The 25,337-nt window shown below is 39.4% G+C and carries 22 protein-coding genes and 1 tRNA gene; 22 read left to right on the forward strand and 1 reads right to left on the reverse strand.

Annotated elements, in window-relative coordinates; genetic code table 11:
- Positions 1 to 194 precede the first annotated feature (194 nt).
- The 12 genes from AOG27_RS08035 to nagP all read left to right on the forward strand — a co-directional run bounded on the left by AOG27_RS08035 (position 195) and on the right by nagP (position 13,383).
- Positions 195 to 542 carry a four helix bundle protein gene (locus AOG27_RS08035; RefSeq protein ID WP_054552497.1) on the forward strand — a complete coding sequence of 116 codons (348 nt, stop codon included), beginning with the start codon at positions 195 to 197 and terminating at the stop codon, positions 540 to 542.
- A 128-nt stretch (positions 543 to 670) separates the two neighbouring features.
- Positions 671 to 1,393 (forward strand): tRNA (cytosine(32)/uridine(32)-2'-O)-methyltransferase TrmJ, encoded by a 723-nt coding sequence (trmJ, locus tag AOG27_RS08040; RefSeq protein ID WP_054552498.1) that lies wholly within the window; start codon positions 671 to 673, stop codon positions 1,391 to 1,393.
- Positions 1,394 to 1,585: 192 nt separating this feature from the next.
- Complete coding sequence (gene iscR / locus AOG27_RS08045; RefSeq protein ID WP_054552499.1) at positions 1,586 to 2,077, forward strand: Fe-S cluster assembly transcriptional regulator IscR; 492 nt, start codon at positions 1,586 to 1,588, stop codon at positions 2,075 to 2,077.
- Between the two features lie 22 nt (positions 2,078 to 2,099).
- On the forward strand, positions 2,100 to 3,317 hold the full coding sequence (locus AOG27_RS08050) for an IscS subfamily cysteine desulfurase (RefSeq protein WP_054552500.1): 1,218 nt from the start codon (positions 2,100 to 2,102) through the stop codon (positions 3,315 to 3,317).
- 40 nt (positions 3,318 to 3,357) lie between these two features.
- Positions 3,358 to 3,741, forward strand: coding sequence for a Fe-S cluster assembly scaffold IscU (iscU, locus tag AOG27_RS08055; protein ID WP_054552501.1), 384 nt, complete (start codon positions 3,358 to 3,360; stop codon positions 3,739 to 3,741).
- An 11-nt stretch (positions 3,742 to 3,752) separates the two neighbouring features.
- A complete protein-coding gene (gene iscA / locus AOG27_RS08060) occupies positions 3,753 to 4,076 on the forward strand; it encodes an iron-sulfur cluster assembly protein IscA (RefSeq protein WP_054552502.1) in 324 nt (107 codons plus the stop codon).
- A 78-nt stretch (positions 4,077 to 4,154) separates the two neighbouring features.
- On the forward strand, positions 4,155 to 4,682 hold the full coding sequence (hscB, locus tag AOG27_RS08065; RefSeq protein ID WP_054552503.1) for a co-chaperone HscB: 528 nt from the start codon (positions 4,155 to 4,157) through the stop codon (positions 4,680 to 4,682).
- A gap of 47 nt (positions 4,683 to 4,729) precedes the next feature.
- Positions 4,730 to 6,592, forward strand: a complete 1,863-nt coding sequence (gene hscA, locus AOG27_RS08070; protein ID WP_054552504.1) for a Fe-S protein assembly chaperone HscA — start codon at positions 4,730 to 4,732, stop codon at positions 6,590 to 6,592.
- An 11-nt stretch (positions 6,593 to 6,603) separates the two neighbouring features.
- Positions 6,604 to 6,942, forward strand: coding sequence for an ISC system 2Fe-2S type ferredoxin (gene fdx, locus AOG27_RS08075; RefSeq protein WP_054552505.1), 339 nt, complete (start codon positions 6,604 to 6,606; stop codon positions 6,940 to 6,942).
- Positions 6,943 to 7,038: 96 nt separating this feature from the next.
- On the forward strand, positions 7,039 to 8,466 hold the full coding sequence (locus AOG27_RS08080) for an NAD-dependent succinate-semialdehyde dehydrogenase (RefSeq protein WP_054552506.1): 1,428 nt from the start codon (positions 7,039 to 7,041) through the stop codon (positions 8,464 to 8,466).
- A 372-nt stretch (positions 8,467 to 8,838) separates the two neighbouring features.
- Positions 8,839 to 11,487, forward strand: coding sequence for a family 20 glycosylhydrolase (locus AOG27_RS08085; RefSeq protein WP_054552507.1), 2,649 nt, complete (start codon positions 8,839 to 8,841; stop codon positions 11,485 to 11,487).
- Between the two features lie 609 nt (positions 11,488 to 12,096).
- The gene (gene nagP / locus AOG27_RS08090) at positions 12,097 to 13,383 is read left to right on the forward strand and encodes an N-acetylglucosamine MFS transporter NagP (RefSeq protein ID WP_054552508.1); all 1,287 of its coding nucleotides are present in this window, start codon (positions 12,097 to 12,099) and stop codon (positions 13,381 to 13,383) included.
- A gap of 370 nt (positions 13,384 to 13,753) precedes the next feature.
- Here the strand turns inward: nagP and AOG27_RS08095 are convergent.
- A tRNA-His gene (locus tag AOG27_RS08095) sits at positions 13,754 to 13,829 on the reverse strand.
- Between the two features lie 279 nt (positions 13,830 to 14,108).
- Here AOG27_RS08095 and AOG27_RS08100 point away from each other — a divergent pair.
- From AOG27_RS08100 to AOG27_RS08145, 10 genes are all read left to right on the forward strand, one after another.
- Positions 14,109 to 14,927, forward strand: a complete 819-nt coding sequence (locus AOG27_RS08100) for a mechanosensitive ion channel family protein (protein WP_054552509.1) — start codon at positions 14,109 to 14,111, stop codon at positions 14,925 to 14,927.
- Between the two features lie 26 nt (positions 14,928 to 14,953).
- Positions 14,954 to 15,733: a DUF481 domain-containing protein gene (locus tag AOG27_RS08105; RefSeq protein WP_054552510.1), complete on the forward strand. Its 780-nt coding sequence runs from the start codon at positions 14,954 to 14,956 to the stop codon at positions 15,731 to 15,733.
- Positions 15,734 to 15,860: 127 nt separating this feature from the next.
- Positions 15,861 to 18,533 carry an SLBB domain-containing protein gene (locus AOG27_RS08110; RefSeq protein ID WP_054552511.1) on the forward strand — a complete coding sequence of 891 codons (2,673 nt, stop codon included), beginning with the start codon at positions 15,861 to 15,863 and terminating at the stop codon, positions 18,531 to 18,533.
- A 26-nt stretch (positions 18,534 to 18,559) separates the two neighbouring features.
- Positions 18,560 to 19,498 carry a Wzz/FepE/Etk N-terminal domain-containing protein gene (locus tag AOG27_RS08115; RefSeq protein ID WP_054552512.1) on the forward strand — a complete coding sequence of 313 codons (939 nt, stop codon included), beginning with the start codon at positions 18,560 to 18,562 and terminating at the stop codon, positions 19,496 to 19,498.
- Positions 19,499 to 19,561: 63 nt separating this feature from the next.
- Positions 19,562 to 20,554, forward strand: coding sequence for an exopolysaccharide biosynthesis polyprenyl glycosylphosphotransferase (locus AOG27_RS08120; RefSeq protein ID WP_054552513.1), 993 nt, complete (start codon positions 19,562 to 19,564; stop codon positions 20,552 to 20,554).
- Entirely contained in the window at positions 20,554 to 21,297 is a 744-nt protein-coding gene (locus tag AOG27_RS08125; RefSeq protein WP_054552514.1) for a glycosyltransferase family 2 protein, read from the forward strand. Before AOG27_RS08120 ends, AOG27_RS08125 begins: the two co-directional genes overlap by 1 nt.
- A 70-nt stretch (positions 21,298 to 21,367) precedes the next feature.
- Entirely contained in the window at positions 21,368 to 22,231 is an 864-nt protein-coding gene (locus tag AOG27_RS08130) for a glycosyltransferase family 2 protein (RefSeq protein ID WP_054552515.1), read from the forward strand.
- A 1-nt stretch (position 22,232) separates the two neighbouring features.
- A complete protein-coding gene (locus AOG27_RS21970; RefSeq protein ID WP_054552516.1) occupies positions 22,233 to 23,183 on the forward strand; it encodes an EpsG family protein in 951 nt (316 codons plus the stop codon).
- Entirely contained in the window at positions 23,183 to 24,361 is a 1,179-nt protein-coding gene (locus AOG27_RS08140; protein WP_054552517.1) for a glycosyltransferase, read from the forward strand. The genes AOG27_RS21970 and AOG27_RS08140 overlap by 1 nt, the downstream gene beginning before the upstream one ends.
- Positions 24,362 to 24,408: 47 nt before the next feature.
- Positions 24,409 to 25,263, forward strand: coding sequence for an ATP-grasp fold amidoligase family protein (locus tag AOG27_RS08145; RefSeq protein ID WP_054552518.1), 855 nt, complete (start codon positions 24,409 to 24,411; stop codon positions 25,261 to 25,263).
- The last annotated feature ends 74 nt before the right edge of the window (positions 25,264 to 25,337 follow it).

A 25,337-nucleotide genomic window follows, 5' to 3' on the forward strand; every position in this document is an offset into this window, starting at 1 on the left:
TTATTGATTTAATTTCAGAAGAAGGGGTTAGTGGTCAGCCGTCAGCCGTCAGCCGTCAGCCGTCAGCCGTCAGCCGTCAGCCGTCAGCCGTCAGCCGTCAGCCGTCAGCCGTCAGCCGTCAGCCGTCAGTTTGAAATTTGCATTCTGAAAAATTCGTGCCTATATAAAGTTTTTATACTTAAAAGGATGCAAGTATGAATTTTGAGAAATTAGAGGTATGGAAGCGATCAGCAAGATTAAGTGCTGAAATCTACAAAGAAACGACAGATCTAAATGATTTTGGTTTTCGCAATCAACTCACACGTTCTGGTTTATCAATACCGAGTAACATCGCAGAAGGTATGGTGAGAATCAGCAAAAAAGAACGGGTGCGTTTTTTAGATATATCAAGATCGTCCATAGCAGAAACACGAACGCAAATTTATATCGGAATTGAGATTAAATATATTGATGCTGCCATAGGTAGAGCTTGGGTGAGTGAAACGGAAGAGCTATCAAAAATGTTGACATCTCTTATGCATAAGATCGAAGCTGATAGCTGATAGCTGATAGCTGATAGCTGATAGCTGATAGCTGATAGCTGATAGCTGATAGCTGATAGCTGATAGCTGATAGCTGATAGCTATGTTATAATCCCCGCAATTTTTGACTTTCAGTAAGTAACAACGCAATGACACTTGATGATATTCGTATCGTATTAGTTAACACATCACATTCTGGTAATATTGGCTCAGCGGCACGTGCTATGAAAACGATGGGCTTATCAAATTTATATCTTGTTGATCCTGCTTGTGAAATTGACAGTCATGCGAGTGCGCTTGCAGCCGGTGCAACAGATGTTTTAGGTAAAACAGTGGTTGTTGATACACTGGCAGATGCGATTGCTGATTGTGGCTTAACAATTGGTACCAGCGCACGCTCACGTACTTTATCTTGGCCTATGGTTGAGCCGCGTGAATGTGGTGAAAAATTAGTGGCTGAGGCTGAACAGGGTCCTGTTGCACTCGTGTTTGGTCGTGAAAATAGTGGTTTAACGAACGAAGAACTACAACAATGTAACTACCACGTATGTATTCCTGCAAACCCTGAATACAGCTCACTAAATCTAGCAATGGCCGTGCAAACGCTGTGTTATGAAACACGTATGGCGTATTTAAACAAACAGCCAAAAGCACAAGAAGAAGACGAAGCAACCTATCCAAATGCAAAGCAAACTGAGCTGTTCTACGAGCACTTAGAGCAAACGCTAAACGACACAGGTTTTATCATCAAGCAACACCCTGGCATGGTGATGACTAAACTACGTCGCTTATTTAACCGCGCACGTCCAGAAGAAGCTGAGATGAACATTTTACGCGGTATTCTTACCTCTATTAATAAGTCTATTAAATAATCACAGGTTATAAGTATAATACTTGACTAAATTACTCAGGTAATTACAATGTACCCAGTACTTGACTGTTTTTGTCAAGTATTCGGTTTTATCAATGGCAAGTATCAATTTTTATCAAGTGATAATACTTGACTATTTTGGTCTGGTAATTAAAATTTGCACACCTTAGCGTGCAGTAACATCGGGGGCTCCATGAAGTTAACATCAAAAGGCAGATACGCAGTAACCGCCATGTTGGATGTTGCACTACATACAAATGTGGGTGCAGTGCCTCTTGCCGATATTTCTGAACGCCAAGAGATTTCGTTATCTTACCTTGAACAACTATTCGCCCGTTTACGTAAAAACGGCCTTGTGACCTCTGTGCGTGGCCCAGGTGGCGGATATTTACTAGGTCGAGAAGCGAACGAAATTTCTGTCGGCGATGTGATTAACGCCGTTGATGAGTCTGTTGATGCAACACGTTGCCACAATGCAACGGGTGGCTGCCAAAGCGGCATGCGTTGTTTGACTCATACCTTATGGTCGGACTTAAGCGCACGTATCGAAGAGTTTTTAAATAGTATTACCCTTGCTGAATTGGTGGAAAAGTCAGATGTGAAAGAAGTCGCATCGCGCCAAGATAACAGCATCAACAATGCAATTAAGCAACTGGAAAACATTCAAGTAAGCTGTCAACTGTAGCTTGACGAAAGCGGAGAGAGAAATGAAGTTACCGATTTATTTAGATTACGCAGCAACCACGCCTGTTGATGAACGTGTGGCAAAAGAAATGATGCAATGCCTGACTATGGACGGTAATTTTGGTAACCCTGCATCACGCTCACACCGTTTTGGTTGGCAAGCAGAAGAAGCCGTTGATCAAGCACGTACAGACATTGCTGATCTGATCAACGCTGACCCACGTGAAATTGTTTTCACTTCAGGTGCTACAGAATCAAACAACCTAGCAATTAAAGGCGCTGCGCAGTTCTATAAAAAGAAAGGCAAGCACGTTATCACGGTTAAAACAGAGCACAAAGCAGTGCTTGATACGTGTCGTGAACTAGAGCGTCAAGGTTTCGAAGTAACCTATATGGACGTTGAAGAAAACGGTTTACTTGACCTTAAAAAGCTTGAAGCTGCAATGCGTGACGACACAGTACTTGTGAGCGTAATGCACGTAAATAACGAGCTAGGTGTTATCCAAGATATCGCGACAATCGGCGAAATGTGCCGTGAGCGCAAAATTATGTTCCACGTAGATGCTGCACAAAGCGCAGGTAAAGTACTTATCGACGTGCAACAGTTAAAAGTAGATTTCATGTCGTTTTCTGGCCACAAAGTATATGGCCCGAAAGGTGTCGGCGCACTTTATGTTCGTCGTAAGCCACGTGCACGTTTAGAAGCGCAAATGCACGGTGGTGGTCATGAGCGTGGTATGCGTTCAGGCACACTAGCTACTCACCAATTAGTTGGTATGGGTGCGGCATTTAGAATCGCTAAAGAAGATTTCGAAAAAGACCATGCACACATCAGCGCACTTCGTAAGCGCCTGATCGATGGCATCATGGCTGATATGGACGAAGTTTACTTCAATGGTGAACCAAGTCACTCAGTTCCAGGTATTGTAAATATCAGCTTCAACTTTGTTGAAGGTGAGTCGTTATTAATGGCTGTTAAAGACATTGCTGTTTCATCAGGTTCTGCCTGTACCTCAGCAAGCTTAGAGCCTTCTTATGTACTACGTGCATTAGGCCGTAATGACGAGTTGGCACACAGCTCAATTCGTTTCAGCATTGGCCGCTTTACGACTGAAGAAGAGATTGATTACACCGTTGAACTAATCAAAAACTCGATCGGCCGTTTACGTGAGATGTCTCCTCTATGGGAAATGCATCAAGAAGGTATTGATTTAGATTCAGTTGAGTGGGCGCATCACTAATCAGTGATCGCCGCCGCTAGCAGGTAGTGAGGATAGTATTATGGCTTATAGTGATAAAGTAATCGATCATGTTGAAAATCCACGCAACGTGGGTGCTTTAGACAAAAATGATCCGTCAGTTGCAACAGGTATGGTGGGTGCACCAGCATGTGGTGACGTAATGAAATTGCAAATCAAAGTATCACCAGAAGGTGTAATTGAAGATGCAAAATTCAAAACATATGGTTGTGGTAGCGCAATTGCTTCTTCTTCACTTGTAACTGAGTGGGTAAAAGGCAAAACATTAGATGAAGCTGCAACAATCAAAAACACTGATATCAGTGCTGAGCTTGAATTACCGCCAGTGAAAATTCACTGTTCAATTTTAGCAGAAGACGCGATTCAAGCAGCAATTGCTGACTACAAAAGCAAACAAGCGAAGTAAGAGATAAATTCATGGCAGTGACATTGACAGATGCGGCAGCAAACCGCGTAGAATCATTTTTAGCAAATCGCGGCAAAGGCATTGGCCTACGCGTTGGCATTAAAACGACGGGCTGTTCAGGTCTTGCTTATGTTCTTGAATTTGTTGATGAGTTAGCAGACGGCGACGAAATTTTTGAAAGCCGTGGTGTGAAAGTGATCGTTGATGCCAAAAGCTTAGTCTATATTGATGGTACTGAGCTTGATTACACCAAAGAAGGTTTGAACGAAGGGTTTAAGTTTAACAACCCGAACCAAGCCGATGAGTGTGGTTGCGGCGAAAGCTTCACCGTTTAAGCTTATAAAACTTTCTTTGCTTGAAGCCCTGCCTATGTAGGGCTTTGTTCTTTCCTGTTTACCGAGTTGGATTATGTAATGCGTTACTTTGAGTTATTTGCAATTCCAGTAGATTACAACATTGATTTAGCGACTATTAATAAACACTACCTTGAGCTGCAACGCGCAGTTCACCCTGATCGCCACGCAAGCTCTAGCAGCCGTGACAAATTACTTGCTGTGCAAAATGCAGCAGAAATCAATGATGCATTACAAACTTTAAAACACCCGGTAAAACGTGCTGAGTACATGCTAAGCGAGCTTGGTGTTGATATTCGCGCCGAGCAACAAACATTACAAGACCCGCTATTCTTAATGCAGCAAATGGAGCTGCGTGAAGAATTAGAAGAACTTGAAAATGCCGCAGATCCTGATGCAGCAATTGCCCAGTTTGAAGCGCAAATTAAACAACTCGATAAGCAATACAGCAGCGAATTAGCCGCTCAGCTAGCAAGTAATGATGAGCAACAATGGCAAGCTGCCGCTGACAATATTCGTAAATTGAAGTTTGTTTATAAGTTACGCGATGAACTAGAGCGTATTGAAGACAGTTTATTTGATGATTAATCGTTAGTTGTTACACAACAGCTATTTAAGAGTTTAAAAAGAGCATTATGGCATTATTGCAAATTGCTGAGCCGGGGCAGAGCGCGGCACCACATGAGCACAAATTAGCAGTCGGTATTGACCTTGGTACAACTAACTCGTTAGTTGCAACAGTGCAAAGCGGCGAAGCGCGCACACTGACTGATTTAGCAGGCAATGCGATGCTACCATCGGTTGTTCAATACCAAGCAGATAGCATTGTGGTTGGTGAGCGAGCGGCTGCAGCCGCTACTCAAGACCCTGCAAACACATTAATCTCGGTTAAGCGTTTTTTAGGTAAAACTCAGGCTGAAATCGAAAAAAGCTATGGTCAACTACCGTACGAATTTTGTGAGCATGATGGCTCATTAGCAATCAGCACAGTTGCAGGTGCAATTAGCCCTGTTACTGCATCGAGTGAAATTTTAAAAGCATTAAAACTGCGCGCAGAAGACAGCTTTGCAGGTCAAGACATCTTAGGCGCGGTTATTACAGTGCCAGCTTATTTTGATGATGCTCAGCGTCAAAGCACTAAAGATGCCGCCGAGCTTGCTGGTATTAAGGTATTACGTTTATTAAACGAGCCAACGGCTGCGGCTGTTGCTTATGGCCTTGATTCAGGCCAAGAAGGCATTATCGCCGTATACGATTTAGGTGGCGGTACCTTCGATATTTCTATTTTACGTTTACACCAAGGTGTATTCGAAGTGCTTGCGACTGGCGGTGACTCAAGCCTTGGTGGTGACGATTTTGACTCGCTATTAGTTGAATACTTTAAAAAACAAACGGGTGTGAGCGAGCTTTCTGCATCGGTATTGCGTTTATTCATCAATAAAGCAAAAGCGTGCAAAGAAGCACTAAGCCAATACCAAACTGTGAATGTAGGTTTAGAGTTTGACGGGCAAAGCCACAAAGTTGAAGTAACCCGCGAAACGTTTGATGAGCTTGCTCTTAGCCTTGTGAAGAAAACGCTACGTTCTTGCCGTCGTGCGGTTAAAGATGCGGGTATCGAGAACGAAGAAGTACTACAAGTTGTAATGGTTGGCGGCTCGACTCGTATGCCAATTGTACGCTCTCAAGTTGCTGCATTTTTTGATAAAGAGCCACTGACTTCTATCGACCCAGATCGCGTAGTTGCACTCGGTGCAGCACTGCAAGCAGATGTATTGGTTGGCAATAAGCCAGATTCAGACATGTTGCTATTAGACGTATTGCCACTGTCGCTAGGTCTTGAAACCATGGGTGGCTTGGTTGAAAAAATTATTCCACGTAACACCACGATCCCTGTTGCACGTGCACAAGAGTTTACTACTTTCAAAGATGGTCAAACTGCTATGTCACTGCATGTATTACAAGGTGAGCGTGAGCTAGTTGACGATTGTCGTTCATTGGCTAAGTTCAGCTTAAAAGGTATTCCGGCCATGGCAGCCGGTGCTGCGCATATTCGCGTAACCTTTAAAGTAGATGCTGATGGCCTATTAAGTGTATCGGCAATGGAAAAATCAACGGGTGTGCAAGCTGAAATTCAGGTCAAACCATCGTTTGGTTTATCGGACGACCAAGTTGCAAACATGCTTAAAGAGTCAATGACTAACGCTAAAGACGACATGCAAGCGCGTATGCTTAAAGAGCAGCAAGTTGAAGCGTTACGTGTTGTTGAAGCACTTGAAGCATCACTGGCAACCGACAGTGCATTACTTGACGAACAAGAATTAGGTGCGTTAAAAGCAGAAATTGCTAAACTTGTTGCCGTACGCGAAAGTGCAACAACACCTGCAGAAATTAAAGCAGCGATTGAAGCTGTAGACAATGCAAGTAGCGAATTTGCTGCTCGCAGAATGGATGCATCAATCAAAAAAGCGCTGCAAGGGCAGTCAGTAGACGAAGTTTAACGAGGTAAGGTATGCCACAAATTATTTTTCTTCCACACGAAGAGTTATGCCCAGAAGGCGCTGCTATTGAAGCTCCTACAGGTGAAACTGTATTAGATGTTGCACTAAAAAATGGTATTAGCATTCCACATGCTTGTGAAAAATCATGTGCATGTACAACATGCCACTTAATCATTCGTGAAGGCTTTGACTCTTTAGATGAGAGCGATGAGCTTGAAGACGATATGCTAGATAAAGCATGGGGTCTTGAGCCTGAGTCACGCCTTGGTTGCCAAGCGGTGATCAAAGATGAAGATTTAGTGGTTGAAATTCCAAAGTATAATCTCAATATCGTTAATGAAGAGCATTAATTTTTAACGGCTTTGATTTCGTAAAAACCGCTGTAGTTGCTTGGTCTCTACAGCGGTTTTTTGTTTTTAGAGCTGATAGCTGATTTTGGAGGTTCTATGTCTGATTTGGTTTTTTCTGATTCGTTTATCGACGGTGACTTTTACTCTACGAGCCAGCGTTTTAGTGTAGATAACCCCGCAACCGCAGAGGTGATTACTCAGGTCTCTGATATTGATGAAGCTGGGGTTGAGCAGGCTTTAAAAAGTGCTGACGAGGCATTTAGTAAGCTAAAGCAAACAACTGCAACCGAACGTAGTGAAACGCTGCGCCGTTGGTATGAGTTGGTTATTGAGCACAAGCAACAGCTTGCTGAGTTAATGACTAAAGAGCAGGGTAAGCCTTTAAAAGAAGCCTTGGGCGAAGTGGAATACGGTGCAGGCTTTATTAAATGGTTTAGTGAAGAGGCAAAGCGTAGTTACGGCGACACAATTCCTGCTACTGATAGCAAACATCGTTTAACAACGATCAAGCAGCCCATTGGTGTGGTGGCTGGTATTACCCCTTGGAATTTCCCGATTGCCATGATCACCCGTAAAGTGGCACCAGCTTATGCCGCGGGTTGTAGTTTTGTAATTAAACCTTCGGAACATACGCCATTATGCGCTATTGCCTTAGCCTACCTTGCTGATAAAGCAGGGTTTGTAAAAGGTGCGCTGAACGTAGTGGTCTCTGAAAACGCCAAAATGGTGGGTGAGATCATGACCGAGTCTCAGCGTGTGCGTAAGTTCACATTCACAGGCTCAACCGGTGTAGGTAAGCAGTTACTATCGCAGTGCGCTTCAACAATTAAACAAACGTCTATGGAACTTGGCGGTAATGCCCCGTTCATTATTTTCGATAATGCCGATTTAGATGAAGCCGTTGCTGGCCTTATGGGGGCTAAATTTAGAAACGCAGGACAAACCTGTGTTGCCGCTAACCGAATTTTTGTTCAGCGCTCAGTGCTCGAAACGGTGCTCGAAAAACTCACAGACAAAGTGGCTGAGTTAAAGGTAGGCAATGGACTTGATGACGGGGTAGATATCGGCCCATTAATTTACCCTAAAGCAAAAGAGAAAGTTCAAACGCTTGTGCAAGATGCAGTTGATAAAGGGGCGTCGTTAATCGGTGACAACAGTGAGCTTGAAGGCAGTTTTCAAGCGCCATTAATTTTAACCGATGTGACCCCAGAGATGGATATCTATCATGATGAAGTGTTTGGTCCTGTAGTCAGCATTATCGCTTTTGATGATGAACAAGAAGTACTTCAGCTAGCTAACGACGTACCTTATGGTTTAGCTGCGTATTTTTATAGTGAAAACATAAAGCAAGTTTATCGCGTAAGCGAAGCACTTGAATACGGCATGATAGGTATTAACGAAGGCCTTATCTCAAACCCCGTAGCGCCATTTGGCGGTGTTAAACAGTCTGGTTTAGGCCGAGAAGGCGGCCACCAAGGGTTAGATGAGTACCTAGAAGAGAAGTATCTTTGTGTTAAGGTTTGAGCGATAAGCTATAAGTGCGCGTGAAAAAAATTTCACGCCTACAATACCTCGCACCTCGTAGGAACGGCTTTAGCCGTGAATAGGTCAGATCTATTCGGCGTTAAAACGCCTCCTACCACGTAGGCGTCACGCTTGCTTGGCGCGTCTTACATTCAACACCCTTTCGATGGATTTACGCCTTACTAACAAACAACACAATTCGGCTTCAAACTTACAGCTTATGGCTTAAAGCTTCAAACTCCTCGCCTTTATTTTTCACAAAATGATAGCGCTGTCATTTTAGTTTTTATATGATAGGAACGAATTATTAACAAAAATGAAAAATAGTACGCAGAAATACCGTACACTCAGGGCTTAAACGAGGAGAAAGTAATGGATTTTAAGAAGTCACTATTCGCGGTAATGCTAGCGACTGCGCCTTTAATGGCTAGTGCAGCATTAACTCAATCACAAGTTGATCAGTTTGCGAAAGGTACCGAACTGTTGTTTTCGGTAGAAGATAACTTTCGTAATAAAGATGCGGGCTTTTTAGGAAAAATTACCCTCAATAATGGCTCTGATGTCGCGTTACCTGCAGGCGAGAGCGACTGGCAGCTATATATTCACTCTGTTCGTAAAATCTCAACCGAGCATGTCGCAGGCCTGAATATTGAACACGTTAATGGTGACTTGCACCGCATCGTACCAACGAGCTCATTTAAAGGTTTAGCTGCAGGTGAAAGCTTAGAGCTACCGTTTGATGCGCAAGTGTGGATTGTTGCTTACAGTGACTTTATGCCACGGGCATTTTTTGTTTCAGGTAAGAATAAACCAGCCGTATTTGCTAATACCGACACAGAAGACTTTAAACAGTTTGTGACGCCATTTACCCGTGAGAATCAGTTACGCCGTTACAATGAGCCAAAAGATTTATCGGTTTTAGCAACGGCAAAAGTACGCTTCGAGCGTAATAGCACTGATAAGGTGTCGATCAGTAAAGACGATGCCTTAAAGCGTATTATTCCGAAGCCTCGTAAAGTCGATTTTAACCGTGGCAGTGCGACGCTAAACAATAATTGGCAAATCAGTTATCAAGGCCAGCTTAAGCACGAAGTTATGGTGTTTATGCAAGACTTACAAGATGACTATGGCATTAGCCTTAAAGCACAGCCTGATCATATCAATGTCGGCAAAGACAAAGTAATACGCTTAAAAGTTGACCCTAAACTCAATAATGCAAAAGCTGAAAGCTACACTCTAGAGATTGATGATGAAGTGATCACCATTGTAGGTAGCGATAACGCCGGTGTGTTTTATGCGATGCAAAGCTTATTAAACCTCATTCCTGCAAATAGCCAAGGCAGTGCCAGCTTACCGCAGTTAGAACTTGAAGACTCACCGCGCTATGGTTGGCGTGGTATGCATTACGATAATGGTCGTAACTATCATGGCAAAGAAGCAATGTTCAAGCTGGTTGAGCAAATGGCTCGCTATAAAATGAATAAGCTACACTGGCACTTTTCAGAAGATGAAGGTTGGCGACTTGAGATCCCAGGTCTACCAGAGCTTACCGACGTTGGCGGCTATCGCTGCTTTGATTTAGAAGAGCGCGAGTGCTTATTAACTCAGCTTGGCACAGGGCCATTTAAATCAGGCTCTGGCAACGGTTATTTGAAACGTGATGAGTTTGTTGAGCTATTAAAGTTTGCGAAAGACCGCCACATTCAAATCATCCCTGAAGTTGAAGGGCCAGGCCATGCGCGTGCCTCAATCAAAGCGATGGAAGCGCGTTATCACAACATGTTAGAAGAAGCTGAGAAAGCCGCTAAAAACAACATTAAAACGCGCTCTGCAAACAAAGAAATTCAACACATAGATATGGGACCAGCAACGCAATACTTGCTTACCGATCCTAAAGATACCTCTGTGTACATGACGGTACAAAACTACAAAGATAACTCAATGAATGTGTGTATGGACTCTACCTACGCATTTTTAGATAAAGTAACTTATGAACTTCAGCAGATGTACCGCGAAGCAGGTGTGCAGTTAAAGAACTTGCATATTGGTGGTGATGAAGTTGGTGCTGGTTCGTGGATAGGCTCGCCAATCTGTCAGGCGTTATTTGCTGATCCTAATAACGGTGTAGCTGGCCCGGCTGATTTAAAACCTTATTTCACACAACGTGTTGCTACCTTACTTGAAAAACGCGGTATTTCTCCGGGTATTTGGGAAGATGGCATCATGTATGACCGCGAAAATTCGTTTAAACGTGATGAGTTCCCTAATAAAACCTTTACCGTTAATACTTGGGATAACATTTGGGAATGGGGCGTTGCCGATAGAGCATACCGCCTAGCAAATGCCGGTTACCAAGTGGTGTTATCACACGGTACGCATTTGTACTTTGACCACCCATACGAAGCAAGCCCTGAAGAGCGCGGTTATTACTGGGCAACTCGTTACACAGATACTAAAAAGGCCTTTAACTATATGCCTGATGACGTGTATGCCAATGCTGATTACACCCGCACTCGTGAGCCAATTGTTAATTTAGAAGCGTTGGTGGGCCGCCCGTTACCTAAACTTGAAAAGCCAGAGAACATTCTGGGTATGCAAGGACAGGTATGGTCAGAAACAATCCGTACTGAAGAGCAAGTATTAGCAATGATCTTCCCGCGTATTTTGTCAGTGGCAGAGCGTGCTTGGCATAAAGCCGATTGGGAAGGCGAAAGTGTCGATATTAAAAAACAAGCAAAAGACTGGGCTGAGTTCTCAAGTGCAGTCGGTTTAAAAGAGCTTGAGAAACTAGCTAAAGATGGCATCAATCTGCATTTACCAGTACCTGGCGGTGTGATTGAAAATGGTAAGTTGTATGCCAACAGCGCATTTGCTTATTTGAGCATTGAATACAGTCTAGACAACGGCCAAAGCTGGCAAACTTATGCCGAGCCTGTGAAGGTTGATAACAATACAAAAGTTGCGCTACGCACCCGCTTAAACGCACAGCAAACCAGCCGCGTGACCGTTGTGGGTGAGTAATGTTTTTGCGATAAATAAATGTGACGCCTATAGAAGAATGTAGGCGTCATGTTTTGCATTAAAACTACTTCTATTCACAAAGAGGATAAGAGGGCGCTTCGCTTAAGAGAAGTAATATTGAGGTTCCCTCATTCTCTTCTCATTTACTCCTCTTTGTGCAAAGACATATTGAACCACAGAGAACACAGAGGCGCTGCGCGCTACACAGAGAAACCAAATTATCACAATGAGGGTAAGAGGGCACTTCGCTTAGAAGAAAACAAAAAAGCATTATTATTACTTCCTCATTTTCTTCTCATTCACTTCTCTTTGTGAATATATTTTCGCGCGAAATAAATTTCACGCCTACAATACCCTGCACCTCGTAGGCGTCACGCTTGCTTGGCGCGTCTTACATTCAACACCGTTCGCTCAAAACTGATAGCTGAAAGCTGACGGCTAATCCAAACTCATCATGCGAAATAAATTTCACACCTACGGTATTTAAAAGAAATATGTCAGCGCTGTCATTTTTGTTGCGATAGTGTTATAAATATTTAATATCTCTTTTATATAATCATCTGAATGAGCAGCGCTGTAGAGTCGAACTGTGCTGTTATAGGAAATGTTATGTCTGAAATAAATAAACAAAGCAGTGTTGTGCCTATGGCGATTGTTGCCACGCTGTTTTTTATACTGGGTTTTGCTACATGGTTAAATGGCTCACTGATGCCATTTTTACAGCAAATTTTGCAGCTATCACCTTTTCAGGCATCGCTGATTATTTTCTCGTTTTATATCGCGGTAACTTTTACGGCTTTACCTTCGGCGATGATCATCAGAAAGGTAGGTTATAAAAACGGTATGGCGCTGGGTATGGCGACCATGATGGTGGCAGGTTTGCTATTTATTCCTGCCGCAAAAACACAAGTGTTTGCACTGTTTTTATTTGCGCAGCTTGTTATGGGGGCAGGGCAAACATTGCTTCAAACAGCGGTTAATCCATACGTAGTAAGAATTGGCCCAGAAGAATCAGCCGCGGCTCGCGTTAGTATTATGGGTATATTAAATAAAGGGGCAGGTGTTGTTGCACCGATTGTATTTACCGCACTGATACTCAGCGATTTTGAAGGCTTTGTAGGTAAAGAGCTTAGCCAAACTGATATTGATGCCATGGCTAATGGCTTAATTTTACCGTATTTAGGGATGGCTATTTTTATTGGTATACTCGGCTTTGCGGTAACTAAAATGCCATTGCCAGAGTTAATTGATGACGACGTTGATGAACAGAAACCGGGGCAGGTAAAAGAAGCATTAAGCCATCCGAGTCTTGCCTTAGGGATAGTGGCACTTTTTGTTTATGTAGCTGTTGAAGTAATTGCCGGCGATACCATTGGTAGCTTTGCGTTGTCGTTAGGTATTGAAAAATACAGTGTTATGACATCGTACACCATGGGGTGTATGGTACTAGGTTACTTTTTAGGGATTTTACTTATCCCTCGTGTGTTATCACAACAAACAGCACTAACTATTTCAGCGGTATTGGGCTGTGTGTTAACGCTAGCGATAGTTACAGGTAGCAATGAAACTGTATTTATATCAACATTGTTTGGCCTAAAATCGGTACTGCCTGATACCTTATTGCTCATTGCTGTGCTAGGCTTTGCTAATGCGATTGTTTGGCCTGCAGTTTGGCCGTTAGCATTATCTGGTTTAGGTAAGCTAACTAGTGTAGGCTCTGGTCTGCTCGTTATGGGTATAGCTGGTGGCGCATTCGGCCCATTATTTTGGGGCCTAGCAAGTGGCGGCGTAAAAAGCGCAGAAGCACAACAAATGGCTTATATTGTGATGTTGCCTTGTTATTTATTCATACTTTTCTATGCTGTTAAAGGCCACAAGATGAAAAGTTGGAAGTAATTATGAGTTTGAGGTTGGGCGTAAAATGCACCGCCTTAAACTTTGAAAAGCATTTCTAGTAAATAGAAATAATCCCGTGTGTAATGCCACCGAAAGGTGGCATTTTTTTGTTTGAAATTTAAGGTTCTCGTTACACAGAGTAAACCACTTTTATTCACAAAGAGGATAAGAGAGCGCTTCGCTTAAGAGAAAGTAATATTGTGGTTTCCTCATTCACTTCTCTTTGTGCAAAAGAAATATTGAACCACAAACAAACCCGAACAGCCAAAGCTGACGGCTTTTAGATCTGAAAACAGGTTTTAAAGATAAATCTTGAAATTCAAAATAAAAAATATTTAGGAAAATATAGGGATTTACTAAGGGGGAGAAGTGGGGCGACTGATGGGGCTTGAACCCACGACAACCGGAATCACAATCCGGGGCTCTACCAACTGAGCTACAGCCGCCACTGAGATACACCTCGTTTGGTGTGGCGCGCATATTACATAATTAACTTAGGCTTGTGAACCCCCTAAATTAAAAAAAGTAAAAAAAACTTACTTGCTTCAGAAAATTCAGAAAAGCAGGTTTAGTCAGTTAGTGTTCAGTTTCGGTATTTAGACTTGCGACTTTTGCAATTGAGCAATTACTCATTTTTTAGTTTGGCTGTAATTTAATGATTTTTTAACCAAAGATCATATATAATTTGAACAGCGTTATGCTAAAAATGAACTTCAGGAGAGAATATGGATACTATAATGAACTGGATCAATGAGAATTCAGGTTTAATCATACATTACGCCGTTCAGGCTGTTCTTGCGCTAATCATTTTCTTCATCGGTGGTCGTATCGCAAAATTTTGCGAAGGGATGACTGAAAAAGCATTTGATAAAAAGAAAGTAGACAAAGCCGTAGGTTCATTTGTAGCAAGCATTGTTTATGCTATTGTTTTTGCAGCAACTATCTTAATGGCACTATCTCAACTTGGCATTGAGACAACATCATTCATTGCTATTTTAGGTGCGGCTGGTTTAGCTGTAGGTCTAGCACTTCAAGGTTCACTGTCTAACTTTGCTTCAGGTGTTTTAATCATCCTACTTCGCCCTTTCAAATCAGGTGACTATGTAGAAGCCGGTGGTAAAGCGGGTACTGTTAAGAAAATCGAAATTTTCTCTACAGAATTACGTACACCAGATAATAAAGTAATTATCATGCCTAACTCATCAATCATGGGCAGCCCAATTACAAACTTCTCTCGTGAATCAACTCGTCGTATCGATTTAGTAATTGGTGTGGGTTACGATGCAGACCTTAAAGAAGCAAAAGCAGTTCTTAAATCAGTATTAGATAAAGAAACTCGTTTATTAAAAGATCCAGCATACACAGTCGCTGTATCTGAGCTTGCAGATTCAAGTGTGAACTTTGTAGTTCGCCCGTGGGTTAATTCATCAGATTATTGGCCAACGTATTTCGATCTAATGGAAAACATTAAGATCGCATTAGATGACGCAAATATCACGATCCCATTCCCGCAAATGGATGTTCATTTGCATAAAGAAGATTAATCATAAGTAGTAAAGGTTATTTTTTAATGAAATTAAAAGCTTTATCAATTCTAGTTGCAGCAAGTGCTGCAACTAGCGCATTCGCAGCAGATGAAACTAAAACTTGGGATGTAACCAGTGAACTAGGTGCCATTATTACAAGTGGTAACACTGAAACAACAACACTAAAAGGTGGTGTTAAGGTTTTACATAACCTAGAAAACTGGAATAACGAGTACAAGTTAGACGGTCTTTATAAAGAAGATGAGATCGAAAACGACGACGGTGTTAAAGAAACACAACGTACTAACGAAAAGTACTCAATCTCTGCACAAGGTAACTACAAGTTAAACGAAAAGCACTCACACTTATTCATCTACGGCTCGCACGTATCTGATTACTTTGGTGCATATCGCAACGAATCAGTAATCTCAGCAGGTTATGGTTTACGCGTAATCGACCGTTCTGATATGTGGTTAAACGCTGAAATCGGTCCAGGTTATAAGTATTTCCAATACCCTGATGACAGCACTGAAGTTGATGAAAACGGTAACTCACTTGCCGGCGAGCGCGAAGGTGAAGTTATCGCGTTAGGTAAAGTTGATTATAACTGGCAGATTTCAGACAGCGCACGTTTTACTCAGTTAGTATCAGTTGAATATGGTGATACCAATACTAAAACACGTTCAGAGTCTGCAATTCTTGCCAAAATCAACGGCTCACTACAAATGAAAGTAGCTTACAACATCACTCACAACTCAGACGTTGCGGATGATAAAGAAAACACAGATACAGAAACTTCATTAACACTGGTTTACAGTTTTTAACTATATAAACCGTTTTGTTGACATTTTAATGACAAAAAGGGACGAAAGTCCCTTTTTTATTTCTTTTCATTTCAGGTAGAATACACAATCTTTTTTGACTGTAGAACTATGGATATCCCTACTTGTGATGTTTTTTAAAAGACTATTCCTTACTTTTTTATTTCTTACCACTTCATCGGTATTGGCATTTACTCCTACTGCAGCTCAAATAGAGCAATTCAAAAAATTACCAAAAGCGCAACAGGAAGCGTTAGCAAGACAATATGGAGTCGATTTATCTAGTATTGGAAATCAAGGGGCTTTAGGTAATGACATTGCTGAAGAGCCTGTTGCTACAGTCAAACCTCGAAAAAGTATTGAAGCGGAACCTCTTACAGATGAGCAAAAATTCAATCCTGAATTGAATAAAGTTATGCCTTTTGGTTATGACTTATTTGCAGGCGAACCAACTTCATTTATGCCAAGTGAGAATGCCGCTGTACCAGATACTTATCTTGTAGGCCGGGGAGACACTCTTGATGTTAACTTCTATGGAAAAGAAACTCAAAACTATAACGTAGTTGTTGATAGAGAAGGGCGTATAAGTATCCCTAATTTATCACCTGTACAGGTTGCTGGGCTTACTTTTGCTGAAGTAAAAGAGCTTATCAAAGCTAAAGTTGAACAAGAAATTATTGGTGTTAAAGCATTTGTTGCAATAGGTCAACTACGTAGTATTCGAGTAATGGTATTAGGTGAAGCTTATATGCCTGGTAGTTACAGTGTTTCATCACTTACAACTGTATCGCATGCACTATTTGTTAGTGGTGGAGTGTCTGATATTGCTTCATTACGTAATATTCAAGTTAAGCGTGCTGGCAAAGTTGTTGCTAATTTTGATTTATATGATTTATTGATCAATGGTGATAGTAGTAACGATATCATTCTTAAGCCAGGCGATGTTGTTTTTATTCCACCAGTTGGTGCGCAAGTAGCTGTTGAAGGGTTAGTTAAACGACCTGCTATTTTTGAGCTGAAAAAAGGCGAAACAGCAGCACAGTTATTAAAAATGGCGGGTGGTTTAAAACCGCAAGCTTATGCGAAAAAAGCAACTGTTGAACGCTTCAATAACAATAATATGAAGGAAGTGTTGTCGGTTGATTTTAGTGGAAATGAAATAGACTATACCCCTCGTGACGGTGATCGAGTTCGATTTAATCCCATAAGCTTACAATATCAAAATAGCATCAGCTTGATTGGTGCTGTTGCACGCCCTGGGCATTATCAATGGCATCAGGGTAAACGAATTGCTGATGTATTAACTTCGGTACGTGGTGATTTACTTCCTCAAGCTGATCTAGCTTATGGTTTATTGATACGAGAAGTTAATATTTCGGGTGATATTGAGGTGCATCAGTTTGATATTGCACAAGCAATAGTTAAAGTGCCAGAGCATAACTTAGCCTTAAAAGCTAATGATAAACTCATGGTATTTAGCCGCTACGAAAGTAGATTTGATGAAGACATTGCATTAAAGAACATGGCGCTGAGCGAAGAGCAACAAATTCAGCAAACAAAAGTAAAGCAGTGGCACTCATTTCAGCAATCAAAATTTGAAAAGTTTGTTGGTTTAAAATCGACAGAAGTTAAACAAGTTGATGAAACAGAAGAAAAATCAGTTGCTGAAATCTCTAAAAAGAAAGCAATAGAGAAAAAAGAAGGCCTTCAACCTGAAGATTATGCATTATTTAGTCGAAATAACTTATTAAAACCAGTTATAGCAAAGCTAAAACAACAAGCATCTGTAAAATCAGCTATTCAGCTTGTTGAAATAAATGGTCACGTAACATATCCAGGAGTTTACCCGTTAACAGTTGGAAGTGAAGTAAATGAATTAATAGCTGCTTCAGGTGGGTTACTTGAATCAGCATATTTAGAGCAAGCAGAGATAACTCGAGTGGTATCAACTGCTAATTCTGAAATTGAACATATTAAATTTAACTTAAATGATGCAATGCAAGGGAAAGTCGCTGCCAATAAAGTACTGAAAAGTAAAGATAGCATTAATATTTTCGCAATACCTAACTGGCAAGAAAATGTGAAAGTAGAACTCAAAGGAGAAGTAAAGTTTCCTGGCGTTTATACAATTAGAAGAGGTGAAACGTTAACAAATCTAATTGAGCGTGCCGGGGGGTTCTCTGAATTTGCTGAATTAAATGCCGCTGTTTTTACACGAGAAGCTATACGTAAACAAGAGCAGCAACAACTGACAAAGCTTTCTGAAGAGCTTCGTCGAGAAATTGCATCTAAAAGTTTCGAAAACTCAGCTAATAATAAAACTCCAGCATACAGTGAGATGACAAAGTTACTAGATGACATTGCGAATGTAGAAGCCGTTGGTCGATTAGTTATTGATCTGCCGTTAATAGTTAAGAATAAGCAAAGACTAATTTTACAGGATGGCGATAAGCTATATGTGCCTAGTAAACGAGACTCTATAAGTGTCATTGGTGAAGTGAATTATGCAACATCACACTTATACAAAGATGGTATTTCTGTAGACGATTATATTGACCTTAGCGGCGGCTTAAAACAAAGAGCCGCGGAAGAGCGCGTATATATAATAAAAGCAAACGGCTCGGTCAAAATACCGGGTAATGGTAGCTGGTTTGCTGTGAATAATTCAGATCTACTGAGTGCTGGTGACACTATTGTTGTACCTCTCGATTCTGGCTATATGAACGATTTAACTCTTTGGAGCACAGCTACTCAGATTGTTTATCAAATGGGTGTTGCTGTTGCTGCAATTAGTAGTATTTAGGAATCTTTAAAACTGAAGCTGAAATTATGGAACATATAGAAACAGGATTAGGTACTAAACAAGCTCCTAGTGATGAAGTTGATCTAAAAGCATTGTTTATTTATCTATGGAATAAAAAGTTCATTATTGCATTTATTACTATGCTTTTTGCTGTCACATCGGTTGTGGTTGCGCTTAATTTACCAAATATTTATCAAGCTGAGGCTTTATTAGCACCTGCTGAAGACGAGCAAAATGGTGGTCTAGCTTCGCTTGCAGGTCAATTTGGTGGCTTGGCCAATTTGGCTGGTATCAGTGTTGGTGGTTCAGGTAATAAAGAAGTAAAACTGGCATTAGAAGTTTTAAAGTCAAGGCAGTTTAGTAGCCAGTTCATCCAAAAGCATGATGTTCTTAAGGAGTTAATGGCTACAGAGAGTTGGGATCTAACTACAAATACTCTTTTATTTGATCCAACTATCTACAACCAAACAACAGGAGAGTGGGTTAGGGAAGTTACTTTACCGTTTAAGCCTAAGCCTTCAATGCAAGAGGCTCATGAGAAATACTTAGAAAAAGTGGTAATTGAAGAGGATCAAGAAACAGGGATGATAAAGCTTGCAGTTCTTCACCACTCGCCTTATGTGGCAAAGCAGTGGGTTGATTGGCTAATTGATGATATTAACTTAGTTATGAAAGCCAGAGATGTCGCTGAGGCAAACAAAAGTGCTGAGTTTTTAACTCAACAAATTTCTAAAACTGATGTATTTGATATTAAGTCAGTGCTTTATAAGTTATTAGAAGAGCAAGCAAAAACAATTATGTTTGCCAACGTCAGAGAAGAATACATTTTCAAAACTGTTGATCCTGCAGTTGTTCCAGAGAAAAAGGCAAAACCAAGACGCGGATTAATTTGTATCGTAGGTACCGCCTTAGGAATGTTTGTTTCGATTTTCTTTGTTTCACTTGGTTACTTATTTAGAAATTAATTCGATCATATTTCTTATTTTTATTATTAGTGAATTAAAGCGTATTTAGGATGAAAAAGAAAAATGTTTCAGTATAAATTCAATGAAGCTGAAGATGGCTCATTGCTTTTTGAGCAGTTAAAGAAAGGACGCTCTGTAAAAGCACCAAAGTATGCATATTGTTCAGATACTGTTTATGTATATTGTCCTGAGAGTAAGCTTAACTTATTAAAAAATTCGCTGAAAGAGTATAATGTTAACTTTATTTTTAATGACTACTCTTTAGTTAATTTAGATAAAAAAATTATTACTCACTTTGATAACTCAATGTTATCTGAGGAAAAAAGAAGTTTTTTAGTTACTGCTACTGAGTTAGGGGCTTGGGTAGAGCCTCTTGTAAGTTATTTAGATAAAAGAATGGGTTACACTGAAGTTACTTTGTTACAGAGTAGCTACTTTTTACACCAAAAAGCATTCTCTATATTAAATAATAAAAGAACTCAGGTATCTAAACGTATAATAGATCTGCTTTTAGCTACATTTTTAATTTTATTGTTTTCACCAATAGCATTAGTAGTTTACATATTAATAAGGCTTGATAGTCCTGGTCCTGCTATTTATAAACAAAAGCGAGTTGGTCAATATAATGAAGAGTTTAAAATCATAAAATTTAGATCTATGCGTATTGATGCTGAGCACGATGGGGCTAAATGGGCAAAAGAGAATGATGATAGAGTGACCAAAATTGGACATTTTATTCGTAAGACACGGATAGATGAAATACCGCAACTGATAAATGTTATCAGAGGCGAAATGTCTATGGTTGGCCCGAGACCCGAGCGAGAGGTGTTTATAGAGCAGCTTGAAGAATCAATACCTTATTATCGCTTTAGACATGCAGTCAAGCCAGGAGTGACAGGGCTTGCGCAAATTCGTTACCCGTATGGTGCTTCTTTAGATGATGCCATTTGGAAGCATAAGTACGACATTCATTATATTAAGCACCATAGCACCTTGCATGACTTAAAAATTATATTTAAGACCATAAAAGTCGTTATTTTGGGTATGGGCCGCTAATGCAACCTTTAGTCTCTATCATTATGCCTGCTTACAATGGGCAAAAGTACATTGCACAAAGTATTGAATCTGTTTTGGCACAGACCTATACAAATTTTGAGTTGTTAATAACTGACGATAGATCCACTGATCAAACTATTGAAATTATTAATCGGTATATGGATCAAGATGCCAGAATTGACTTAGCTATTTTGCCTAAGAACTCAGGTGCGGGAGTAGCTAGAAATAATAGCATAGAGCGTGCTAAAGGGCGTTATATTGCATTTTTAGATTCGGATGACCTATGGGCAGTAGATAAGCTTGAAAAGCAAATATCATTTATGATTGCTAGCAATGTGGCGTTATCTTTCACGGGTTATCAAAAATTCGATGATGACAAATTGTTAGGTGTCGTAACCCCGCCAACTTACACAACTTACAAAAAATTATTAAATGGTAACGTAATTGGTTGCTTAACAGCAGTCTATGATAGCCACCTTATTGGTAAGCAGTACATGCCAAGTATTCGTAAACGACAAGATATGGGCATGTGGTTAAATATTCTTAAGAAGGTACCGAAGGCATATTCTTTACCGCAAAACCTTGCAAAGTACCGTGTTAGTGTAGGCATGAGTAGCAATAAGTTAGAGATACTAAAATGGCAATGGCGACTTTATAGGGAAGTAGAGAAATTACCTATATTTGCTTCTATCAAACACTTTTTACTCTATGCACTTAACGGCTATGTAAAATACAAAACTTAAGTTTATTCTTAAGTTTTAACAGCTAATACATGTAGTTTTTCCTCTTTCATATATGGAACATATTTTTTAAATGCCTTTAATATCAGTCATCATTCCTTTCTATTCAAAGATTCAGGGGTTATTAAAAAACTCTGTATCAAGTGCGCTTAGCCAATCAGTGCATGATATCGAAGTTATAGTTGTTGATGATTGCTCACCTGTGAGCGCTGTTGATGAACTTGCTGATATTAAAGATGAGCGTTTGAAAGTTGTGAAGCACTCAAAAAATCAACATGGTGGTATTGCTCGTAATACCGGTGTTAAAGAGGCTGAAGGTAAATTTATTGCGTTCTTAGATTATGACGACGTTTGGTACGCAAACAAGCTTCAAAAGCAATATGAATTATTTATATCTGAAGACAATGAGCACAACTCTAAAGCGGTAGTTTACTCAAAATGTAAAATTATCGATGGTAAAAGGGAATTTACTCGACCTAGGCGAAAAATTGAACATGGCGAACGTATTGGTGATTATTTATTTTGTGCCCAAGAAATTATTCAAACAAGCGGCTTATTTCTTACTCGAGAACTTGCATTACTAACTCCATTTGACAACCTTAAGCGTCACCAAGACTATCAGTTTTGTCTAGCACTTGAAGCTGCTGGCGCTAAGTTCGTTTTATTAGATGAAATAGTCTACGATTTTATACAAATTCCTAAACAAATTGATTACAACTTTGCTCTTTCTTGGTTAGAAAGTTATAAGCAATTATTATCTGCTGATGCAGTAAAGGGTTTTAAATACTTGGTTGTAATAAGGGCAATGATATCGGCAAAAGACTATAGAAAAGCCATGATGTTTTCTTATAGAAATAAGCTGTTATTATTATTTTTTAAGGCTCTAATAAAGAGAGCTGCTAGGTTAACCCTTAAGCAGTTAAAGGTTGTTAAGTAGTATGGATTGGCACGTTAAAAAAACAGACTATTACCTGTTTTTTTTAAAAGTTACATTACTATGTATTTTGTTCATGGTAATGAATTTTGATAAGTCATTAAATGCTGATTACGGTAATTACTTAGCGAACTATGAGCACGATTGGTGGCAATTCGAACTGGGATTCGAATTTATCTCTTACCCCTTTAAACTAGTTGGAGCTGACTTTTTAACATTTTGGATTTTTTCACTAGTTTTAGAATCAGTACTGATAGCCATATTATTTAGAAATAACATGATATTTCTATTTGCGTTTCCAAATTTACTTTTTATTTCACAAGGTTTTTTAGGGACGCAAATACGATTCGGTATTGCAATAAGTTTGTTTTTAGTAATTTTTTCTTTTTTTTACAAAAAAAAGCAATTTTGGTTTATTTCGGCTTTTAGTATTTTATTCCACAATGCAGCCGTAGTTGTGTACTTTTTAGCAAACTCTGTACGTTATTTACTTAACTCTGAACGAAACATATTTTTAAAAAAGAATTTATTTTGGCTTTGTGGGTTTGTCATATGTACAGTTTTTCTGAGCTTACTTATGGACTATATGTTGACGTCGTTTGGTTACGATTATTATGTAGGAACAAAATATCAGGAAGGTAAATCACTAAGTTCAATTTTGTATTTGTGTATGTCTTTTTGTCTTCTACTTTTTTTGTTGTGCAGAAAAGTAAATCAAGAATACTCCGAGTATGTTTATTTAGGTTTTGTTTTAGTTGTTTTTAGTCTTATTTTTTCTAAATCTTCTATTATATCAGGACGCTTTACGCTTGTTTATTCAATCGTTGAGCCATTTGTATTGTATTATTTCTATCATCATATAGGTAAGAAAAAATACTTTTTTCCTATATTCGTTTTGTATTGCTCATTCTGCTACTTAAAATTAATAACATTCAACCCTAAGGCATTTTTGTGATGAAAATTGTTGCATTCGTTGGCGAAACTTTTTATTCGAATAATGGTAGTTATTATACCAAACAGACCTCTGCAGCTTTTATTCAAGATGCTATAGGCAAAGAGTCTGTTTATGTTTGCTCGCCAAGCCAGCCTGTAGATATGCCACCTAAAGGATTTAGTACAGTTGTTCAAGAAGAACATTTTTACTCGTTTCCTAGTTATTCATCAACTAAAGATTTTGCACTTAAAAGCATCTTCAATCGTGATTTCATTAATAGTTATAAAGCTAAAGCTGATAAGGTAATTAATGAGCATAAAGGTGCCTATTTTTGGATCCGCACTCCATCAATTGGTAGTATCATTTTTGGGATTCAAGCTTTAAAGGCTGGTGAAAAAGTTATTCATCATATGTGTGCGAATGCTTCTAGTACCTGGCGAGATAACAAATACTCGTTACCAGAAAAACTTTTTGGATTTTTGTTCTCACGCTATTTACGTTTTAAATTAGGGCAAATCTGCAAACACAAAAATACGATCAATTTATGCACAGGTGACGTGTTAGAAGATTTTAGTGCACAGTATTCACCTGCTAATACATTTCAGTTTGTTGATCTTATGGCTAAAGCTCCTAAGTGTGGTGATGTAGTCGAATCACAAAGTAAACCGCTAAAGGTACTCTTTTTAGGAAGAATAGTTAAAGACAAAGGTGTTTTAGATCTCATATCTGTTGCAAATAAATTAAAGGGTTTAGTAGAAATAACCATTATCGGAGATGGCCCTGATCTAATTGAAGCTCAGCAAGAAGTAGAGAAGCTTTCTCTACAAGAATCCGTTCATTTTACGGGGCAATTATCACACAGTCATTTAGGCCAATATTTTAAAAATACTTCATTAGTGGTTGTTCCTTCAAATAATCATTATGAGGGTTTTCCGAGGGTGATTATGGAAGCGTGGGCTCATCAAAAACCGGTTATCGTTTCACATGTGGGTGGGATAAAGGCATTCGTTAAGCATGGTGAAAATGGCTTAATCTTTAAACCGGGGAGTCAAAGCGAATTACATGATTCTCTTTTGAGCCTAGTTGAAAACGAAAACTTATACTCACATTTAGAGGTTGGGGCTCAAAATATGGCAAAATATTCGAACCAGCAATATTGGCTAGATAGATTATTAACAATAATTAAAGAAAAAAAATAAATTAAGCTACCTAGTAATGTATTATTGGTTAAATGGATGAAAGCTAAGTGAAAAAATTTTTTTTAAACGTTTTATTACCTTTGTTTAAATTAATTCCGCTTGCCGTGAGAATTAAGCTTTTCTATTTCATAAAGTTTAAAAGATTCCCTAAACTGACTGAACCTACGCTTTATACAGAAAAAATACAACGTAGAAAGTTTAATATGAAAGATGAATTTAGCTTGTTGTCTGATAAATACCAAGTAAGAGACTTTGTTAAAAAGAGAGTTGGAGCTCAATATTTGGTTAAACTGTATGGTTCATTTAATCAGTTTAGTGAAATAGATTTTAATTCATTACCCAATAAGTTTGTAATTAAAACTAACTTCGGGAGTGGCTCAAAACATTTAGAGATCGTTACCAACAAAAAAAGCATTAATTGGCCTAAAATTGAGCAAAAGTTCAATGAAGCTATGGCATCATCATACATAGGTGCAATTTTGGGTGAAACTCAATATGACGCGATACCTAAAAAAATAATAGTTGAAGAGTATATTGAAACAAATGATGACGATTTGCCTGATTTCAAATTCCATTTGTTTAAAAATGGAGAAGGCTTTTTGCAAATTGACTTTGATCGTTTCTCAAGCCACAAGCGAAACTTATATGACTTATCATTTAATAAATTAGACGATGAGTTACTATTTCCTTCGGGAGATTATGTGCTTCCAGCACATGAGTGTTTAGTTGAATTAAAGCAGGTTGCTAATCAGCTTGCCAAAGGTTTTGACTATGTAAGAGTGGACTTATACCTTGCTAATAACACAGTTTTATTTGGTGAAATGACCTTTACTCCTGGTAGTGGTTTTGAGGCGTTTTCATCTGCACAAACTGATTTGAGGTATGGAGATTACTGGTGTTAGTTTATAGCAAATTAACCTAGGCAAAAAATACACTACTGAAAAATTTATAGACGAAACCTATTCGGTAGTAATTA

The sequence above is a fragment of the Pseudoalteromonas lipolytica genome, from assembly GCF_001306915.1.
Lineage (GTDB): Bacteria > Pseudomonadota > Gammaproteobacteria > Enterobacterales > Alteromonadaceae > Pseudoalteromonas > Pseudoalteromonas simplex.

Coding starts and splice junctions, on each gene's coding strand:
- AOG27_RS08085 (WP_054552507.1), top strand. CDS start 8,839: ATGGATTTTAAGAAGTCACTATTCGCGGTAATGCTAGCGACTGCGCCT.
- AOG27_RS21970 (WP_054552516.1), top strand. CDS start 22,233: ATGGATTGGCACGTTAAAAAAACAGACTATTACCTGTTTTTTTTAAAA.
- AOG27_RS08115 (WP_054552512.1), top strand. CDS start 18,560: ATGGAACATATAGAAACAGGATTAGGTACTAAACAAGCTCCTAGTGAT.
- AOG27_RS08080 (WP_054552506.1), top strand. CDS start 7,039: ATGTCTGATTTGGTTTTTTCTGATTCGTTTATCGACGGTGACTTTTAC.
- trmJ (WP_054552498.1), top strand. CDS start 671: ATGACACTTGATGATATTCGTATCGTATTAGTTAACACATCACATTCT.
- iscA (WP_054552502.1), top strand. CDS start 3,753: ATGGCAGTGACATTGACAGATGCGGCAGCAAACCGCGTAGAATCATTT.
- AOG27_RS08110 (WP_054552511.1), top strand. CDS start 15,861: ATGTTTTTTAAAAGACTATTCCTTACTTTTTTATTTCTTACCACTTCA.
- hscA (WP_054552504.1), top strand. CDS start 4,730: ATGGCATTATTGCAAATTGCTGAGCCGGGGCAGAGCGCGGCACCACAT.
- AOG27_RS08125 (WP_054552514.1), top strand. CDS start 20,554: ATGCAACCTTTAGTCTCTATCATTATGCCTGCTTACAATGGGCAAAAG.
- AOG27_RS08105 (WP_054552510.1), top strand. CDS start 14,954: ATGAAATTAAAAGCTTTATCAATTCTAGTTGCAGCAAGTGCTGCAACT.
- AOG27_RS08140 (WP_054552517.1), top strand. CDS start 23,183: ATGAAAATTGTTGCATTCGTTGGCGAAACTTTTTATTCGAATAATGGT.
- AOG27_RS08100 (WP_054552509.1), top strand. CDS start 14,109: ATGGATACTATAATGAACTGGATCAATGAGAATTCAGGTTTAATCATA.
- nagP (WP_054552508.1), top strand. CDS start 12,097: ATGTCTGAAATAAATAAACAAAGCAGTGTTGTGCCTATGGCGATTGTT.
- hscB (WP_054552503.1), top strand. CDS start 4,155: ATGCGTTACTTTGAGTTATTTGCAATTCCAGTAGATTACAACATTGAT.
- fdx (WP_054552505.1), top strand. CDS start 6,604: ATGCCACAAATTATTTTTCTTCCACACGAAGAGTTATGCCCAGAAGGC.
- AOG27_RS08035 (WP_054552497.1), top strand. CDS start 195: ATGAATTTTGAGAAATTAGAGGTATGGAAGCGATCAGCAAGATTAAGT.
- AOG27_RS08120 (WP_054552513.1), top strand. CDS start 19,562: ATGTTTCAGTATAAATTCAATGAAGCTGAAGATGGCTCATTGCTTTTT.
- AOG27_RS08130 (WP_054552515.1), top strand. CDS start 21,368: ATGCCTTTAATATCAGTCATCATTCCTTTCTATTCAAAGATTCAGGGG.
- AOG27_RS08050 (WP_054552500.1), top strand. CDS start 2,100: ATGAAGTTACCGATTTATTTAGATTACGCAGCAACCACGCCTGTTGAT.
- iscR (WP_054552499.1), top strand. CDS start 1,586: ATGAAGTTAACATCAAAAGGCAGATACGCAGTAACCGCCATGTTGGAT.
- iscU (WP_054552501.1), top strand. CDS start 3,358: ATGGCTTATAGTGATAAAGTAATCGATCATGTTGAAAATCCACGCAAC.